Genomic DNA, 16,143 nt, shown 5'->3' with positions numbered 1-16,143 from the left:
CGAGTCTGGCAGGCGCCACTGACAGCGGGCGCTGACATCGGGTCTGACCTGCGGGTTGTTGCTCGGCGCCGAGGACGGACACCGGTGTGATGACGGGCGACAGTGTTCAGCCGTCCTGCGGCGGGCCGAGCACGCGGTGCAGGCCCGGCTCGATGTCCGGGGCCTCGATCGAGCCGTAGCCGAAGACGAACCCCGGGCGTGCGGAGCGGTTGGCGGAGACCTCCGCCAGGGTGTGCACCGCCACGCCGGCCGCTCGGGCCCGGCGCGCCTGGGCCGCGAGGGCCTTGGGGTCGGCAAGGTGGCCTCGCGTGAACGCGGTCACGTGCAGGCCCGCGGCGGACGGCACCAGCTCGACGACGCCCGCGAAGTGCTCGGTGAGCGCACGGGTGATGGCTTGGTGCCGGGTCGCGTACGTGTGCTGCATCCGGCGGATGTGCCGGGCGAGCAACCCGTCGTCGACGAAGCGGGCGAGCGCTGCCTGCGTGGGAACGGCCGTGTGCCAGTCGGCGGCGTACTTGGCGGTGTGCAGCGCTGAGCGCAGCGGGGCGGGCGCCACCAGGAAGCCGACGCGCAGGGACGGCAGCATCACCTTGGAGAACGACCCCACGTAGATGACGTGTCCGTCCTGGTCCAGGCTCTGCAACGTCTCCACCGGCCGCCCGCCGAACCGGAATTCACTGTCGTAGTCGTCCTCGATCACCGCCGCGCCGTGCCGCCGCGCCCACCGCAGCAGCGCCGTTCTGCGCCGCAGGGACATCGGCATGCCGAGCGGGAACTGGTGGGCGGGAGTGACGTAGACGGCGCGGGTGTCCGGCGGGATGGTGTCCACCAGCAGGCCCTCGGCGTCCACCGGTACGCCCGTGACCTCGGCGCCCTGCGCCAGGAACGCCAGCCGCGCCGGTGGGTAGCCGGGCTCCTCGACGGCCACCCGGTCGCCCGGTTCGAGCAGCACCCGTCCGATGAGGTCCAGGGCCTGCTGCGTGCTGGTGGTCACCAGCACGTCGTCCGGGCCGGTCCGCACACCACGGGAGAGCCCGATGTGCCGGGAGAGCGCGGCGCGCAGCCCGGCGTGGCCCGCCGGATCGCCGTATCCGACCGCCCCGTCCGCCGAGAGGCGCAGTTCCCGGGCGATCAGGGGACGCCAGGCGTCGTAGGGGAAGAGCCGGGCGTCCGGCAGGCCGGCCCGGAAGTCGTGGGCCGCCGTGGTCGGGCCCGTGCTCGCCGGAGTCGTCCACGGGGACAGGCCCGCCCACAGGGCGCGCGGGCGCAGTCCCGAGCCGGTGGTTCCGGTGGCGGTCGCGGCCTCCTGCGCGGGCAGACCCGCCGTACGCACATAGGTCCCGGAGCCGACTCTGCTGTCCGCGTAGCCCTCGGCGACGAGCCGTTCGTAGGCCACGCCGACGGTGTTGCGGGCCACCGCGAGGCGGCGGCTCAACTCCCGGGTCGGAGGCAGCGGTTCACCGGGCCGCAGCAGCCCGTCGTGGATCGCGGTCCGCAACTGGCGGTAGATCTGACCGGACAGATCGCGCTGCCCCTCGAGCCTGACGTGCACGTCCATGTCGGCCTCCCGTTTCCGGCCCGGCGGTGTCGGCCGCGGGAGTCCGGCAATTGGCTCAATCAGTTGGCAGCCTTTTGGCTCTGGAGCTGAACCGCTGTGCGATCTTACGCTCCAGCCATGGACATACGACGACTGGACCACCAGGCGCTGTCGCTGACCGGGGAGGTGGTCTCCCAGGTGAAAACCGACCAGTTGAGGTTGGCGACACCGTGCACGGACTGGACCCTGTACGGCCTGCTCCGCCATCTGGTCAGCCAGAACGAGGGGTTCGCCGCCTCCGCCCGCGGCGCCGGTGAGCCGTGGGCCGTGTGGCGCGACGGCGACCTCGGCGACGACCCGGCCGGGGCGTACGAGGCGTCGGCGGCCGAGGTCACCGCGGCGTTCGCCGAAGACGACGTACGGGAGCGGCGGTTCGCGCTGCCGGAGGTGGGCGAGGGCTTCGCCGTCCCCGGACGGACCGCGATCGGCTTCCACCTGCTCGACTACGTGGCGCACGCCTGGGACGTCGCGGTGACGATCGGCGCCCCGTGGGAACCCAGCTCCGAACTCACCGCCGCCGCGCTGAGCGTGGCCGCCCTGGTCCCTGACGAGGGCCGCGGGGCCGGTGCCGCCTTCCACCGACGGATCGCCGTGCCCGACGACGCCCCGCCGGAGGACCGGTTGCTCGCCCTGCTCGGCCGCGACCCGTCCTGGAAGCCCGGCCCATGCTGAGGAGCGGCTGGCGCCAGGGCCCTGCCGCGGACTCCCTCGGCGACAGCGCGGCGAACGGCATCGACAGCGACGTACGCGGTGCACAGACCGGTGCACAGACCGCTCCACTGATCGTCAGCGTCACCGACTTCACCAGCCACGCCTACCGAGACCTGCCCGGCATCGCGCGCCGCGGCTTCATGCTGCGGCGCCGCTGGCCGCAGCTCGACGGAGCGGTCGGCATGTGGCTGTGGGTCGCGCCCACGGCCCGGCGCTGCGGAGCGGTCTCGGTGTGGACGGGGCGGCGGGCCCTGGCGGCGTTCGTACGCCTGCCGGAGCACGTCGTGATCATGGACGAGTACCGCGAGCGGGGCACGATCAGGTCGATGATCCTGGAGTACGAGAGCTTCGACGCGGCGCGGATCCGGCAGGACGCGGAAGCATGGCTGATGTCGGACGACCGCTTCCGTGCCGCGCGGGGGGCGGCACGGCACGGCGACTAGACATTCCTGCGAGTCGCGATGAGTCCTGCGCCGTCCGACGGTCTTACGGTCGAACCCGTCACCGAGGAGGACTTCTGATGCGCAGCGTGACCTATTCGATGAACGTCTCACTCGACGGCTACATCGTCGGGCCCGACGGCAGCTTCGACTGGTCGGCACCCGACGCGGACGTCTTCCGCTTCTGGATCGACGAGATCCGAGACGTCGGCGTCCACCTGATGGGACGACGGCTGTACGAGACGATGCTGTACTGGGAAACCGCCGACCAGGATCCCGCGCTCGGCGACGCGGAGCTCGAGTGGGCCGCGCTCTGGAACCCGCTTCCCAAGGTGGTGTTCTCCACCACGCTGTCGGAGGTGCAGGGCAACGCCCGCCTGCTCTCCGGCGGCGTGGCCGAGGAGATCGAGCGGCTCCGGGCCGAGCCGGGGGAGGGCGACATCGCGATCGGCGGCGCGACGCTCGCCGCCGAGGCGGCCGCGTCGGGTCTGATCGACGAGTACCGGACCGTGGTCTACCCGGTGCTGGTCGGCGGCGGCATTCCGTTCTTTCCCCGGGACGAGCGCCGGGTGGATCTCGAACTCGTCGAGACCCGCACCTTCAGCTCGAAATTCGTCTACGTCCGCTACCGCGTGACGCGCTAACCGGTTTGGCCGCCGAGCCTCGGCAAGAACGTCCGGTGTCGAGCGCCCTAGGCGTCGCCGCCGGGCGCGAGGTCGGGGCGCAGCCGGTGCCACACCGGCTGGCGCAGCAGCCCCGCGCGGGTACGGGTGGTGAACCGGATCTCGGCCACGAGCCGGGGCAGCACCCACTGGGCTCCGGGAACGGCCGGTGGGGGAGTGAAGGGGCAGGTGTCGTCCGCGGCGACGGCCAGGAGCTCGGCCAGCACACCGCGCTCCTGCTCGCTCCACCCGGTGCCCACGCTGCCCAGGTAGCGCAGCGCTCCCTCGTGGGGCTCGCCCATGAGGAGGGCCCCCGGCGGACCGCCCTGGCGCCCCCGGACGGGCACCCAGCCCCCGATCACCGCGTCCACCGTGTGTACGTTCCTGACCTTGATCCAGGCCGAGGAGCGCACTCCGGGCTCGTACACCGAGTCCAGACGCTTGAGGACGATGCCCTCCAGGCCCTGGGAACGGGTGAGTTCCAGCGCCTGTCGGCTGTGTCCGGGAACCGAGGCGGGCACGGACCAGCGGGCGCCCGCGGCCACCATCCGCTGGAGGTACTGACGTCGCTCGGTGTACGGCAGACCGGTCAGCAACTGCCCGTCGAGGAACATGACGTCGAACAGGACCAGGTGGGCGGGGTCTTGGGATGCCAGGCGGGCGGCACGGGCCGGGGAGGAGGCGAGGCCCATGCGCGGCTGGAGCCGGGCGAAGTCGGGCCTGCCGTGCCCGTCGAGGACGGCGATCTCCCCGTCCAGGACCGCGGGCACGGACATCCGCGCGCCCAGGGAGTGCAGTTCGGGGTACGCGGCGGTGATGTCGGCCCCGGACCGCGAGCGCAACAGCAGCGAGCCGTCGCCGGGCAGGTACACGATCGCCCGCTGCCCGTCGTACTTCGTCTCGGCGCTCCACAGGTGATCGGCCCGCTGGGGCGGGAGCGGCCCGGGAGAGGCGAGCATCGGGGCGATCTGAGGCAAGGCGACCATGGTCCAGGCCTCGCCCGCCGGTCCGCGGTTCAAGCGCGGCAGGCTGTCCGATCGCCCGGACAGCCCACCGCGCCGAACGCGTGGCCGCTCCTTCGGGACGTCTCCTTCCAGACGTCCCCCTCCAGACGTCTCCTTCTAGACGTCGGCCGTACGCTGCGGCTCGCGCCACATCGTCCACAGCACGGGACCGCCGCCCGGCAACTGCAGTTCCTCACGCAGGGTGAAGCCGAAGTGCTCGTAGAAGGGCAGGTTGGACGGCTTGGAGGACTCCAGGTACGCGGGCATGCCCGACGCGTCGGCCTTGGCGAGACCCGAGCGCAGCAGGGCGGCTCCGTGTCCCTGGCCCTGCGCGGCGGGGTCGGCGCCGATCAACGCCAGGGACCAGTGCGGTTCCTGGGGCGCGTGCTCGGCGGCCGCGCCGACGGCGTCCCGGAACAGCCCGGCGCGGTCGCCGAGGATGTTCAGGAGCTCCGAGATGGTCTCCGCGTCGGGAACGGCCTTGTCCTGCGCCTCCGGCGCCACCCAGAAGGCGGCCGCGGCGTCGGTGCGCTCGCACACGCCGTGGGTGACGTACTGCCGGGTGAAGATCGTGGTGAAGTAGCGGCCCAGCGCGGCCTCGCGCGCCGCGTCGTCGGGGAAGAACCAGCGCATCATCGGGTCGTCGTCGAAGGCGCGGGTCAGGGTGCGACCGATCAGCGGCGCGTCGTCGATCGTGGCCGTCGTCGGGGTGTTCGTTGTCGACATACGGGTCATTCTGCATCCCGGTGATCTTCGACGGTGAGGTGGGGTCGGGATGCCTGCGGCCCACGGGGCGGGTGGGCGCGAGGAGTTGGGGAAGGCCGCACGGGCGGGCGCTGCCGCTCCACTTGCCGATACGGCAACTTCAGTTGCCGCACGCGCCGGAACCTTGCAACCTGGTCACCAGCCAACGCCCCACGACACACAGGAGGTTGCCCGATGAGCACCCACGACGAGCGCCCGCTGAACAACCGCGTCCACCACGTCCGGGCCGGCGAGTTGGACGGCTACGCCGCCATCAGCGGCGGGACGGTCGGCTCGAGGAATCTCTGGATGGGCATGGTGGAGAACCCGCCGCTGAGCGCGACGGACAACCACCACCACGGGGAATCGGAGGCCGGGATCTACGTGGTCAGCGGACACCCGGTGTTCGTCTACCACGACGGCACACAGGAGGTACGGATCGCCGCCGGCCCCGGCGACTTCTTCCTCGTACCCCCGAACGTCCCGCACCGCGAGGAGAACCCGGACCCGAACGAACCCGCGGTCGTCGTCATCGCCCGGACCACACAGGAGCCGATCAAGGTCTCCCTGCCCGAGCTGTACCAACTCAAGGAGACGGAAACGAAGTAGGGCGAGGCGGAACGAGCCGGAAGAAGAAGCGGACGTCGTCCGGGCAGCCGCCCACGGGCACGCGCCCGGACGACCGTCGGCCTTGGAAGCGGAACATGAGCAACTGAGCCACCCGCCCGGCAGTCACGGACACGGATGCGATCCGTCTCCCCACTCGGCCCGCGTGTCGCCCCGTGCCACCATTCCGCACAGCAGCACCGTCCGTGGGCCGTTCTTGCCGTCCCGCTCCACGCCGAGCAGCTTCTTCTCGGTGAGGCGGCCGCCGCCCGCCGCGCCGTGCGCGTCGATCCGGCCCGTCGCCCCGTCGAAGCCGCCACCGCCCAGGCCCTGGTAGAGCACGCCCTGCAAGAGTCCCCGGTCCAGGCGCTCGTCATGGCCGCCGGTGCCGCGCCACGCCTGGTCGACGCCCTCGGCGAGATAGCGCATCGCGTCCCAGCCGATGGCCACATGGGCGTCGTCACGCATCGTCGACGTACGCGTGCTCTCGTCCTTGCCGTACGCGGCGTCGTACGCAGAGAGGAAGGCGGCGGCCTCGCCGCTGTCCTGGGCCAGAGCGGCCGCCCGGCCGTGCGAGACGTAGTACAGCGACAGACCGCCGAACACCTCCCACGGCCTGCGTTCCTCGGAGAGCGCGGTCGTCAGGTCGTCGTCGCCGAGCACCACGATCTTCGGGCAGTCGCGGGAGATCCGGGCGATCTCGCTCAGGAAGGGGTGGAACTGGCTGCCGCGCGCCGCCCACACCACGGCCGTCCGCGGCTCACGGGCCACCGCGCCGCACACCTGGCGTGCCAGATCCTCCACGGCCGGGAGTTCGCTGCCGGACAGGCCCCGCGACGCGGGCGGCGGCTCCGGTGCGTCGGCCGGCGTGTAGAGCAGCACGTCGGTGCCCTTGGCGCCGTACTCCTCGCGGAACGACGCGGCGAGACTCGCGCTGTAGGCGTCGGCCGGATCGGCGATCAACTGGACGCGGCGCACCGGCTTTCCGTCCGCCGCCATCGGGGCGTGCCTGGCGAAGGACGCCATCACGGCGGCGGCGCGGGAGTCGGTCGGCGCCATCTGGTAGTAGTGGCCGCTCTGCTGGAGCAGCGCGTCCGCCGTGCCGGACGTGCCGACCATCGGAATGCCGGCGTCTCCGAAGATCCGGACGGCCTCGTACGTCTTGCGCCTGCTCTGCCCGAAACCCACGACCCCCACGATCGACCGGTCGCGCTCCGCGAGCCGCACCACGCGCCGGGCCACGTCCGGGGCGTCCTTGAACCGGTCACCCGCGTTCGCCGCGAGCACCCGGAGCGGCACCCGTTCCCCGGAGCGCAGCGCCTGCGCGTTGACCTGCCCCTGGGCGATGGCGATGCCGCGCAGCTCGGCCAGCGTGCCGCCGCGCACCGGGTCCTCGGCGTCCTTGCCGCCGCTGAGCGGCCCGAAGTAGACGACGGTGCGGCCGGCAGGACCGCCCGTGTCCGTGCGGCCCGAAAGCTCCTTGTCCATCTCGCCGTTCTGCCGCTCGATGCGTTCGAGTACGTCACGCAGGGCCCGGTCGCCGCTGTCCTTGCCGAACGACGCCGCGCCCTCGGCGACGCCCACGCACTGGCCGTCGGTGCCGAGGAACGTCGAGCCGCGGCACGCGTCGGCGTCCGCCTTCCCCAGCGGCCCCAGGCTGATGCCCGTGAGGGCAAGAACCAGGGCCAGCACCCCGACCGTGCCGACGATCTCCGCGCGCGGACCCCAGCGCTTGGAAGGGGGCGCCAGCGTCGGCCTGCGGCGCAGCCAGTACGTCGCCGCCGGGTCGTCGTCGGCCCCCGCATCGACCACGGGCACCACCATGCCGGTGGGGCTTCCCGGCGCGCTGCCGTGCTCGGCGACATTGGCCAGCTCGGCGCCCGCCGCGGACAGGGTGGCCACCTCGATGTCGGGGATCCGATGCGCGAGGGAACGCACACCCGCGGCCACCGCCACCACCGACGTGCACCGCAGGTCCTCCGTGGCGGACCGCAGCTCGCGCAAGAAGCGCTGCTCGCGCGAGTTCTCGCCGCCCGCCTCCGCGACGAGCAGCACGAAGCGGCACACCCGGCGCCTGCGCCAGGGGTTGAGGAGACGTTTGCGGCAGGCGGAGTCGAGGTCGGCGAGCAGCGCGTGCACCAGAATGCGGTCGAACTGCTCGGCATCGCCGCCGTGCACCAGATCGCGTGCCGACCGGAAGAAGTCGGTCGGCGGTGTGCCCTGCTGCAGGCGCGCCCACTCCGCGTACCACCGTTGCCGCCGCGAGTTGCCCAGCATCAGCCGATTGGCGCGCCGTACATAGACGGCGCGCGGCAGGCGCTGGAACAGCGGACCGGCGACGAAGTTCCAGAGCAGTTCGAGCAGCGTGCCGCCACTGGCCTGGTCGCGCCCGCCCAGCCACCACAACACGCGGGCGAGGGAGGACACTTCACGGTGTCCCGCGTAGGCGTGGTCCTTGAGCTCGGAGTGATGCCGGTCGCCGAGGCCCTCGACGGGCGGTGCGGTGACGATGGAGCGCAGCAACTGGTAGCAGGGCAGCCGGAGTCTGCCCGTGCCGCGCGGCATGGTCTCCATCAGTTGCCGAGTGAGCTGCGAGAACAAGTAGAGCCGTCCGAGGACTGGATCATCCGGAGGCGTCCAGGCCGGATCGCCCGAACCGCGCAGATACGCGTGCGCCGCCAGCCGCGTCTCACGGCCGAGCAGACGTCTGTACAGGCCGCCGACGATGCGCTGCCCGTCCCGCCCCTGCCCCGGCTCGCTGAGCAGCACCACCGGCACGCGGCTGCGCCGGCGCCTGGGCTGCACGACCAGACGGTCGAAGGCCTCGACGAAATGCTCCACTCCGGCGAACGCCGGCACTCCGGCCTGTGAATGTCCCGTGGTCACCATGAGCCCTCTCCCCCAAGTAAGGCGTCCAGACGTCTTAGCACCGTCGCGGTGAGACTCGCAGGACCTTGCGGAAGTCCCTGCGCGAAGCACGCGTACGCGCCTGTGCGACAGGCGTGCATGCGCAGCGGAGTCGAGGAAATGGTGGCCACTGGTTCGCGGGACCGGTCCCGTGGCAGGCTCGGGCAGCTGAACCACGTCGAATTACTGGGCGGCTCCCGGCAGCCGAGTGATCGGCGCCCCCTTCCCCCACCGGCGATACTCCACGCTGAAGATGTCCTCGCCGTCCCGCGAAGGCACCTCGGTCTTCAAAGTGCCGGGCAGATCACGGGAGTTCACCGTCAAGGTGAAGCGGACCGTGCCGCCGGGGTTCGTGGTCGCGTACGGGCGGTACAGGCGGCCGACGACCGCGTCGGCGCCGAGGGCGCGCAGTGGGGTGCTGCCGGTGAGGGTCCGGGTGTCGCCCGCACCCGCCCGCCGCGTGCTCACGCGGGTGGCCCCGTCGAGTAGAGCGACGAGGTGGGCGGGCTCGGCCAGCCAGCGGGCTTCCAGTGCGTTGTGCAAGGGGACGTCGTCGGTGGCGGCGGCGGTCGCGTCCGACACGGTGCGGAAGGCGCCGTCACGGCCGTACGCGGGGCCGGTCATCTCCTTGGCGGGCGTGATGGCCGCGCGGTTGCCGATGAGCACGATCTCGGGTGGGTACCAGGCGTGGCCCTCGCCCATGTCGTACAGAACATGCGTCTCGGCGTGGGCCGTGGTGGCGTCGCGCAGTTCCAGGCGGGCGCGGCCGGTGAAGAAGTCGGGGTCGCCGCCCTCGCGGGCGAGGACGCCGACGCCGACCCGCTTCTGCTTCAGCATGGCGGCGCGAATGGTCTCGGCTTCGGAGGCCACCGTCCCGGCGGCTGGTGGTTTGTCGGTGGCTGGTGATTCGTCGGGCCAGACGGCGTGCGCGGCGATCCCTCCGGCGACACCGAGCACCAGGCCGATGCCGACGGCCACGGCGAGTCCGCGATATCTGTACGTCCGGCGGCGGGCCGCCCCGTGCGGGGAACCGACGACCTCTGGGACTGCTTCCTCAGGCACGGCACCCGCCCCCCTTCGCCCCCGCTCCGCCCTGCCGCGCCACGACGGCGCGGCCGCGTCGGCAAGAGGACTACAAGGTAAGGCTCTTGTGGGGTGGAGCAGGGGCGTTCCGCCGATTCACCGCGCGCATGCGGCACGGCCAACGGTGCCCTGAAGGCGTACCGCCGGGCGGGACGTCACCGCTCAGCGGGAGCGGACGAACACATCTCCGATCAAGTTCGTGTCATCGGGCACCAGGCCCGGGTAGTAGGAGTCGAAGACGACTGTCCGCTCGTCCGCGCTCAGTGCCGCTCGCCCCACCGTGACGGGCTTGCCGTCCGTGCCCGGCGACAGGAGCTCCTCGTGGCCGGTGCGCGGATCGCGCAGGATCAGCCCCAGCGTCGTGCGGTCCGCGTCCGCCGTGTTCAGGAGCAGCTTCGAGCCGTCCACCGACAGATCCGACACCAGCGTGAGGTCGGTGGGGGAGTGGCCGTCGTACCGCCGCAGTTCACCGGTGCGCAGATCGCGGACGAAGGCGTTCCAGGACGTGCTGGTGCTCCCGTTGGGATCGGTGCCCGGAACCAGGTTGGTGGCCACCGAGTTGAAGCCGACCTTGGAGCCGTCGGCGCTCAGCACCGGAGCGATCGCCGACCTGTCGGCCGGCGCGCCGTCATGCGTCGCGTCGGCCTCCGTGCTCTTCCCCGTCACCCGGTCGAACACCACGATGTCGCCCTGGTCGGTGTCGCTCGGCCCCGAGTAGCCCTCCAGATAGGCGACCTTGCGACCGTCGGCGCTCATCGAGAGCTGCTCGCACTGGTGGAATTCCTTCGACCCGTCCGAGGGCCTGCTGACCCGGCGCACGCGCTGCGTCGAGCGGTCCAGGAGCATGACTCTGCAGGCGTACGCTCCGTGCTCGTCGTCGCCGGTGGGCCGGGCGACGAAGGCGACGTACCGTCCGTTCGCGCTGACCGGGGCGATGCCGTACGACACCGTGTAGCCCTCGCCCAGCGCGGGCTCCAGGCGGTCGACGCTCCCGGTGCGCAGGTCCATGACGTGCACGGAGGACCGCTGGGCCGTGGCCGACCACGAGTTGAAGGTCAGATGGCGCCCCGACTCGGACAGCTGCGGCGTCGACGTCGACTCGCCCGGCACCACCACACGCCGCAGCGGCCCGCCGGGAGCGGTCCGATAGAAGATGCTGTTGTCGACGTCCGTCCCGGGCACCAGGTTCTTCGCCGACGACTGGAAGGCCACGACGCGCCCGTCCGCACTGACCACCGGTTGCACCGAGTGCGAGTTGCCGCCGGTGCCGTCAGGGGCCACGCTGATCCGTTCCGTATGCGGGGCCCTGCCGTCTCCCGCCTCCCCGGTCGCCCCTGCGGGCCCGGCGAGACAGCCGAGTGCCGCCGCCAGGACGGCGATCATGGAGACGCGTAACCAAGGTCTTCTCATCATGCTCCCTCTCCTGTACACCAACGTCTGCCGCCGCCATTCTGACTGGATGCGCAAGTCGACGGCGGCGATGGGCAGTTCGTTGTTCATGGTGCTCGCCCCGGGGACGGTTGCCGGACTGCTGCCGTGGTTGCTGACGCGATGGGAAGCCGGGCACTGGTGGCTGCCGGTACGGGTGTTGGGCGGTGCCGTGCTGGCCATGGGCGCGGTGGTGCTGGTGCACGCGTTCGCGCGGTTCGTGGCCGAGGGGCTCGGCACACCCGCGCCGGTGGCGCCCACCGAGCACTTGGTGGTCGGCGGCCTGTACCGGCATGTGCGCAATCCGATGTACGTGGCGGTGGTGGCCGCCATCGCCGGGCAGGGGCTGCTCCTCGCCCGGCCGATCCTGCTGGCGTACGCCCTGTTCGCCGGGGCGGTCATGTGGGCGTTCGCGACTTGGTACGAGGAGCCGAAGCTGCTGAGCACGTTCGGCGCGGAGTACGAACGCTATCGCCGGGCCGTTCCGGGTTGGCTTCCCAGGGCGCGGGCTTGGCGGGGCTGACGACTTGAGCGGACGCGGCCGCGCAGAGGGCGCGTCACGGCAACCGGCGGCGAGGCCTTCGCAGACCTCGCCGCCGGCGCGCAAGAGCCGTTGTCAGGAGCTGGTGAGGATGACGAGCCGCTGCGTCGCCCTGCTCATCGCCACATAGCGGTCGACCGCCCCTTCGATGCCCTCGCCGAACGCCTCCGGGTCGACCAGGACGACCAGGTCGAACTCGAGCCCCTTGGACAGCTCCGGGGTCAACGAGCGGACCCGGGACGTCGAGGGGAACGTGGGATCACCGATGACGCAGGCGATTCCCTCGGCGTGCTCGGCGAGCCAGTCGTCCAGGATCGACTTCAGATCGGAAGCCGGTCCGTGGACGACGGGAATGTTGCTGCTGCGGATGGAGGTCGGCACATTGGCGTCGGGGAGCACGGCCCGGATGACCCGCTCGGCCTCGGTCATGACCTCTTCCGGCGTACGGTAGTTGATGCTCAGGGGGGTCACGTCGACGCGGTCGAGCCCGACCCGCTCGAGCCGTTCCCGCCACGACTCCGTGAACCCGTGCCTGGCCTGGGCGCGGTCCCCGACGATGGTGAAGCTCCGGGACGGGCAGCGCAGCAGCAACATCTGCCACTCCGCGTCGGTCAGTTCCTGAGCCTCGTCCACGATGACGTGCGCGAACGGGCCGACGAGCGGTTCCGGGTCGGTGGCGGGCAGACCGGAATCGTCGACCAGGCTGTTCTGCAGGTCCTTTCCGTGCAGCATCGTCACCGCGCCCTCACCGTCGGCGTCGGCCGCGAGGATGTTGTCGATGACGCCTGCCATGCGGGCGCGTTCGGCGGCGAGCGAGGCCTCGTGCCGTCGCTTTCGCTGCGACGCCTCGGGGTCGCCGAGCCGCTGCCGCGCCGCGTCCAGGAGCGGCAGGTCGGACACCGTCCAGGCCTGGGCTTCCTTGCGCTGCAGCTTCCGTACGTCGTCGGGGCCGAGCCAGGGAGCGCACTTGCGCAGGTAGGCGGGCACCGTCCACAGGTCCCCGACGAGGTCGGTCGGTTCGAGCATCGGCCACGCGCGGTTGAGGGTCGTGACCAGCTCTCGGTTCTGCCGCAGCGACCTGCGGAACAACTCGGGCGGGACCTCCTCGCCCTCGTACTCGCCTTCGTGCTTGTCCAGCAGGATCGTGACCAGTTCCTCCCAGACCTCCTCGCGCGCCTCGTTGTGCGGAGTTCCTGGTTCCGGTGCCGCGAACGCCGCGGCCCAGTCGTGGGGGCTCAGCCAGATGTCGGACCAGTGGGTCGTCACCGTCATGCCCTTGGTGGGCGGCTCCTCGTAGATGCCGACGGCAGGCTCGATCGCCTTCACCATGCCCACGGTCGCCTTGAGGGCGGCGACATCCGGGTCGGCCTCGGGCGCGGCTCCGGCTCCCTCGGCGACGAGGTCGCGCAGGATGCAGGTCTGCACACCCTCCTCGCCGAGGCTGGGGAGTACGTCCGCCACGTACGCCAGGTAAGGGCGGCTCGGACCGACGAACAGCACGCCGCCACGGCGGTGACCGAGACGGGGGTCGGAGTAGAGCAGATAGGCCGAGCGGTGCAGGGCGACGACGGTCTTGCCCGTGCCGGGACCGCCGTCGACGACCAGGGCGCCGCGGGATCCGGCCCGGATGATGGCGTCCTGATCGGACTGGATGGTGCCGAGCACGTCACGCATCCGGGACGACCGCTCGGTGCCCAGGCTGGCGACGAAGGCCGACTGGTCGTCGAGCGCGGCGTGCCCTTCGAGCCCGTCGGGGGTGAACACCTCGTCCCAGTAGTCGCTGATCCGGCCACGGGTCCAGCGGTACCTGCGGCGGCTCGTCAGACCCATCGGGTTGGCGTGGGTCGCCGCGAAGAACGGCTCGGCCGCGGGCGAACGCCAGTCGAGCAGCAGCCGGCGCCCCTCGCTGTCGGTGAGGCCGAGCCGTCCGATGTACACGGGCTCGGAGTCGTCCGCGCCGACTATGTGTCCGAGGCACAGGTCGAGACCGAAGCGACGCAGGGCGCGCAGGCGTCCGGTCAGCCGGTGGATCTCCGCGTCCCGGTCCATCGCTTCCCGGCCCACGCCGCCGGGCGCCCTGCGCTCGGCGGCGAGGCTGTCGGACATTTCGGCGATCGCCTGCTCGAGGCTCTCCGCGATGGCCGCGAAGTGGCGCTCGTCGGCGTCGATCAGCTTCGGATCGGCCTTGGGGGAGAGGCGCTCGGGGAGGTTGAACGCGCTGGAGGTCAGAGGATTCATGCCGTCAGCTCCGATCCGAGGTCGAGCGAAGCCGCACCCGCGAAATCCGGTCGCACGCACACCCGCGCCCCGCGGCCGTGCACCCGCGACCGCAGCACGATCCCCACTGGCGGCTCGACGGCACCGCGCACTCCATAAACCGACAGCAACACACGCACTGAGTGGATCTCCGTTTTCCGCAGGATCTGGCCTTTGACCAGCGATTCTGCGCCATGACGGGGGCCTTGCCGCAAGTCCCCCAGTGCGCTATATGTTGAAAGTGGCAAGGAGCGGGTGGCCGCTGTCGGCGCGCAGCTCCCTCCAGAGGGTTCGCTCAGCCGACCCGTACGCCAACCCTCGACACGGTAACCCCTGATGCTCTCGGGGTACGCGAAGTCCCTAGCTTCGTCGGCGGGCCCGGTGAATGGCGACGATGAGCGCGGCCGAAGCCGCGACGATCACCCCGACGAACGCGGGCTGGATGTCCTTGGACAGGCTCTGCGCCCCGTCCGGTCGCACCAGCCAAATGGTGAGCGGGATCGCGAAGCTGACGGCGAGAACCGCGGCCGCCCAGCGAACCGTTCGGTCCTGCACCCGGCGCAGCGCCCCGACCAGCGCGATCGTGACCGGCACGATCGAGATCAGGGCGAACTGCCCGAGAACCATGAGGGGCACGGCCCAGGCGGAGATGGTCACCGACCGCGGAATGCGGCGGGGGGTGGGGGCGGGTGCGTCGGGTGCGGCAGGTCCGCCGGATGCGGCAGGGGCGGCGGAAGTGGTGGATGAGGCAGCAGGCATGACGTTCTCCTCCTGTGTGAATGCTAGAAGATTTGCCGTTCGTTAGAAGTTGTAACTCTGGCGAGCGGTGAACGTCAATAGATTGAGTGATAGCCTCTAACGAAACCTGGAAGTGATAGCAGCGCTGAGTGGGCGCGGACGGGCGGCAGGCCATGGCGGATACGGGCACGGGCACGACCCCGCGCGAGCGCTACCGAGCCCAGGTGCGTACGGAGATCAAGGACCACGCGTGGCAGCAGATCGCCACGGCCGGGGCGTCCGCGCTCTCCCTCAACGCGATCGCCAAGCAGATGGGCCTGAGCGGCCCCGCGCTCTACCGCTACTTCGCCAACCGCGACGAGTTGATCACCGCGCTCATCAGGGACGCGTATCGCAGCCTGGCCGACACCTTCCGCGCGGCGGCCGAGTCACCCGGCGCCGACGTGACCGCGCTGGCGCACGCGTTGCGCGGATGGGCCATCGAGGACCCGCAGCGCTACTTCCTGATCTACGGCACCCCCGTTCCGGGCTACCACGCCCCGGACGACGTCACCACGATCGCGTCCGAGATCATGACGACCCTGCTCGACGCGTACGCCGCCGAACTCCCCGCGGTCGGCCCCGAGACGCCGCAGTTCGACGAGCACCTCGCGGACCACAGGCAGTGGGCGGACGGCCACCCCGCCCCGCCCGCGACCCTGCACCGGGCCCTGTCCTTCTGGACCCGCATGCACGGCGTGCTGTCCCTCGAACTCGCGGGCCACTTCACCGGGATGGAATTCGACCCCGCGCTGCTCTTCACGGCCGAACTGGACGAGCTGACGTGAGCTGACTCGACGCGACTCGCCCTGACTCGACCTGCCCTGAGTCTCCGTCGAAGCTCACGGATTGCAGTTGAGCACCGTGCCCTCATTGACGCGGCACGTGTCGTTTCCCTCGTTGCCGTCGACGACGCCCTGATTGAGCAGGACTTGGATCTCGTCGTCGCCGGGGTTGCCGTGGATCCTGCCCAGGGCGCCGTTGGCGGAGGCGATGACGTCGTCACTGTCGTCACCGGCCTGGATGAGGCCCGTGTTCTCCTCCTCCAGGCGGATGGTGTCGCGGCCGGGGCCGCCGTTGATGACGCCCGCGTGGTTGAAGGTGACCCGGATCGTGTCGTTCCCCAGGTGGCCGAAGATGACGTCGCCGGAGACCAGGGCGTCGCACCTGATGTCGTCGTCGCCGGCCGTTCCGTAGATCTCGGGACCGGCCTGGGGTTGGCCGTTGACGAAGCAGTTCGTCGCCGCGGAGCTCGCGGCGACGGGGGCCGCGAAGGCGGCGGTGGGGAGTGCGAGTGCCGCCGTCACGGCGGTGAGCCGGACCGTCCAGCGGGCGGCTGTGCGGACCGGGCGCCTGTTTCCGTTACCCATGGCGCGAGCATCCACGG

General features: G+C 71.3%; 15 protein-coding genes. 6 read left to right on the top strand and 9 right to left on the bottom strand.

Annotation, left to right across the window (positions count from 1 at the left end):
• Nucleotides 1-106: 106 nt before the first annotated feature.
• A complete protein-coding gene (gene pdxR, locus IEY91_RS17335; protein WP_189174661.1) occupies nucleotides 107-1,558 on the bottom strand; it encodes a MocR-like pyridoxine biosynthesis transcription factor PdxR in 1,452 nt (483 codons plus the stop codon).
• 117 nt (nucleotides 1,559-1,675) lie between these two features.
• On the opposite strand from pdxR, the gene IEY91_RS17330 reads away from it, so the two are divergent.
• The 3 genes from IEY91_RS17330 to IEY91_RS17320 all read left to right on the top strand — a co-directional run bounded on the left by IEY91_RS17330 (nucleotide 1,676) and on the right by IEY91_RS17320 (nucleotide 3,392).
• The gene (locus IEY91_RS17330; RefSeq protein ID WP_189174660.1) at nucleotides 1,676-2,269 is read left to right on the top strand and encodes a TIGR03086 family metal-binding protein; all 594 of its coding nucleotides are present in this window, start codon (nucleotides 1,676-1,678) and stop codon (nucleotides 2,267-2,269) included.
• On the top strand, nucleotides 2,263-2,751 hold the full coding sequence (locus tag IEY91_RS17325) for a hypothetical protein (protein WP_189174659.1): 489 nt from the start codon (nucleotides 2,263-2,265) through the stop codon (nucleotides 2,749-2,751). Before IEY91_RS17330 ends, IEY91_RS17325 begins: the two co-directional genes overlap by 7 nt.
• A 77-nt stretch (nucleotides 2,752-2,828) precedes the next feature.
• Nucleotides 2,829-3,392, top strand: coding sequence for a dihydrofolate reductase family protein (locus tag IEY91_RS17320; RefSeq protein ID WP_189174658.1), 564 nt, complete (start codon nucleotides 2,829-2,831; stop codon nucleotides 3,390-3,392).
• A gap of 47 nt (nucleotides 3,393-3,439) precedes the next feature.
• On the opposite strand, the gene IEY91_RS17315 is transcribed toward IEY91_RS17320, so the two are convergent.
• Both IEY91_RS17315 and IEY91_RS17310 read right to left on the bottom strand, forming a co-directional pair.
• Nucleotides 3,440-4,396, bottom strand: coding sequence for an ATP-dependent DNA ligase (locus IEY91_RS17315; protein ID WP_189174833.1), 957 nt, complete (start codon nucleotides 4,394-4,396; stop codon nucleotides 3,440-3,442).
• A gap of 135 nt (nucleotides 4,397-4,531) precedes the next feature.
• Nucleotides 4,532-5,149 carry a GNAT family N-acetyltransferase gene (locus IEY91_RS17310; RefSeq protein WP_164327727.1) on the bottom strand — a complete coding sequence of 206 codons (618 nt, stop codon included), beginning with the start codon at nucleotides 5,147-5,149 and terminating at the stop codon, nucleotides 4,532-4,534.
• A 204-nt stretch (nucleotides 5,150-5,353) separates the two neighbouring features.
• Here IEY91_RS17310 and IEY91_RS17305 point away from each other — a divergent pair, with 204 nt between their 5' ends.
• Nucleotides 5,354-5,767, top strand: a complete 414-nt coding sequence (locus IEY91_RS17305; protein ID WP_189174657.1) for a cupin domain-containing protein — start codon at nucleotides 5,354-5,356, stop codon at nucleotides 5,765-5,767.
• Nucleotides 5,768-5,890: 123 nt separating this feature from the next.
• Here IEY91_RS17305 and IEY91_RS17300 read toward each other — a convergent pair whose 3' ends face one another.
• From IEY91_RS17300 to IEY91_RS17290, 3 genes are all read right to left on the bottom strand, one after another.
• Entirely contained in the window at nucleotides 5,891-8,653 is a 2,763-nt protein-coding gene (locus IEY91_RS17300) for a type 1 periplasmic-binding domain-containing protein (RefSeq protein WP_229697036.1), read from the bottom strand.
• 201 nt (nucleotides 8,654-8,854) lie between these two features.
• Nucleotides 8,855-9,733, bottom strand: coding sequence for a hypothetical protein (locus tag IEY91_RS17295; protein WP_189174656.1), 879 nt, complete (start codon nucleotides 9,731-9,733; stop codon nucleotides 8,855-8,857).
• A gap of 183 nt (nucleotides 9,734-9,916) precedes the next feature.
• On the bottom strand, nucleotides 9,917-11,137 hold the full coding sequence (locus IEY91_RS17290) for a TolB family protein (RefSeq protein WP_189174655.1): 1,221 nt from the start codon (nucleotides 11,135-11,137) through the stop codon (nucleotides 9,917-9,919).
• 28 nt (nucleotides 11,138-11,165) lie between these two features.
• Here IEY91_RS17290 and IEY91_RS17285 point away from each other — a divergent pair, with 28 nt between their 5' ends.
• The gene (locus IEY91_RS17285) at nucleotides 11,166-11,705 is read left to right on the top strand and encodes a methyltransferase family protein (RefSeq protein ID WP_229697035.1); all 540 of its coding nucleotides are present in this window, start codon (nucleotides 11,166-11,168) and stop codon (nucleotides 11,703-11,705) included.
• A 93-nt stretch (nucleotides 11,706-11,798) separates the two neighbouring features.
• Here the strand turns inward: IEY91_RS17285 and helR are convergent, their stop codons facing one another.
• Both helR and IEY91_RS17275 read right to left on the bottom strand, forming a co-directional pair.
• On the bottom strand, nucleotides 11,799-13,961 hold the full coding sequence (gene helR / locus IEY91_RS17280) for an RNA polymerase recycling motor ATPase HelR (RefSeq protein ID WP_189174654.1): 2,163 nt from the start codon (nucleotides 13,959-13,961) through the stop codon (nucleotides 11,799-11,801).
• Between the two features lie 378 nt (nucleotides 13,962-14,339).
• Nucleotides 14,340-14,636, bottom strand: coding sequence for a hypothetical protein (locus IEY91_RS17275; RefSeq protein ID WP_189174653.1), 297 nt, complete (start codon nucleotides 14,634-14,636; stop codon nucleotides 14,340-14,342).
• Between the two features lie 254 nt (nucleotides 14,637-14,890).
• On the opposite strand from IEY91_RS17275, the gene IEY91_RS17270 reads away from it, so the two are divergent.
• The gene (locus IEY91_RS17270; RefSeq protein ID WP_189174652.1) at nucleotides 14,891-15,544 is read left to right on the top strand and encodes a TetR/AcrR family transcriptional regulator; all 654 of its coding nucleotides are present in this window, start codon (nucleotides 14,891-14,893) and stop codon (nucleotides 15,542-15,544) included.
• 54 nt (nucleotides 15,545-15,598) lie between these two features.
• Here IEY91_RS17270 and IEY91_RS17265 read toward each other — a convergent pair whose 3' ends face one another.
• Nucleotides 15,599-16,126, bottom strand: a complete 528-nt coding sequence (locus IEY91_RS17265) for a hypothetical protein (protein WP_189174651.1) — start codon at nucleotides 16,124-16,126, stop codon at nucleotides 15,599-15,601.
• Nucleotides 16,127-16,143 lie beyond the last annotated feature (17 nt).

This window comes from Streptomyces lasiicapitis (assembly GCF_014646335.1).
In the GTDB taxonomy this organism is placed as follows: Bacteria; Actinomycetota; Actinomycetes; order Streptomycetales; family Streptomycetaceae; genus Streptomyces; species Streptomyces lasiicapitis.
The sequence above is the reverse complement of the archived record's forward strand: the minus strand, read 5'-3'. Positions and strand labels throughout refer to the sequence as shown.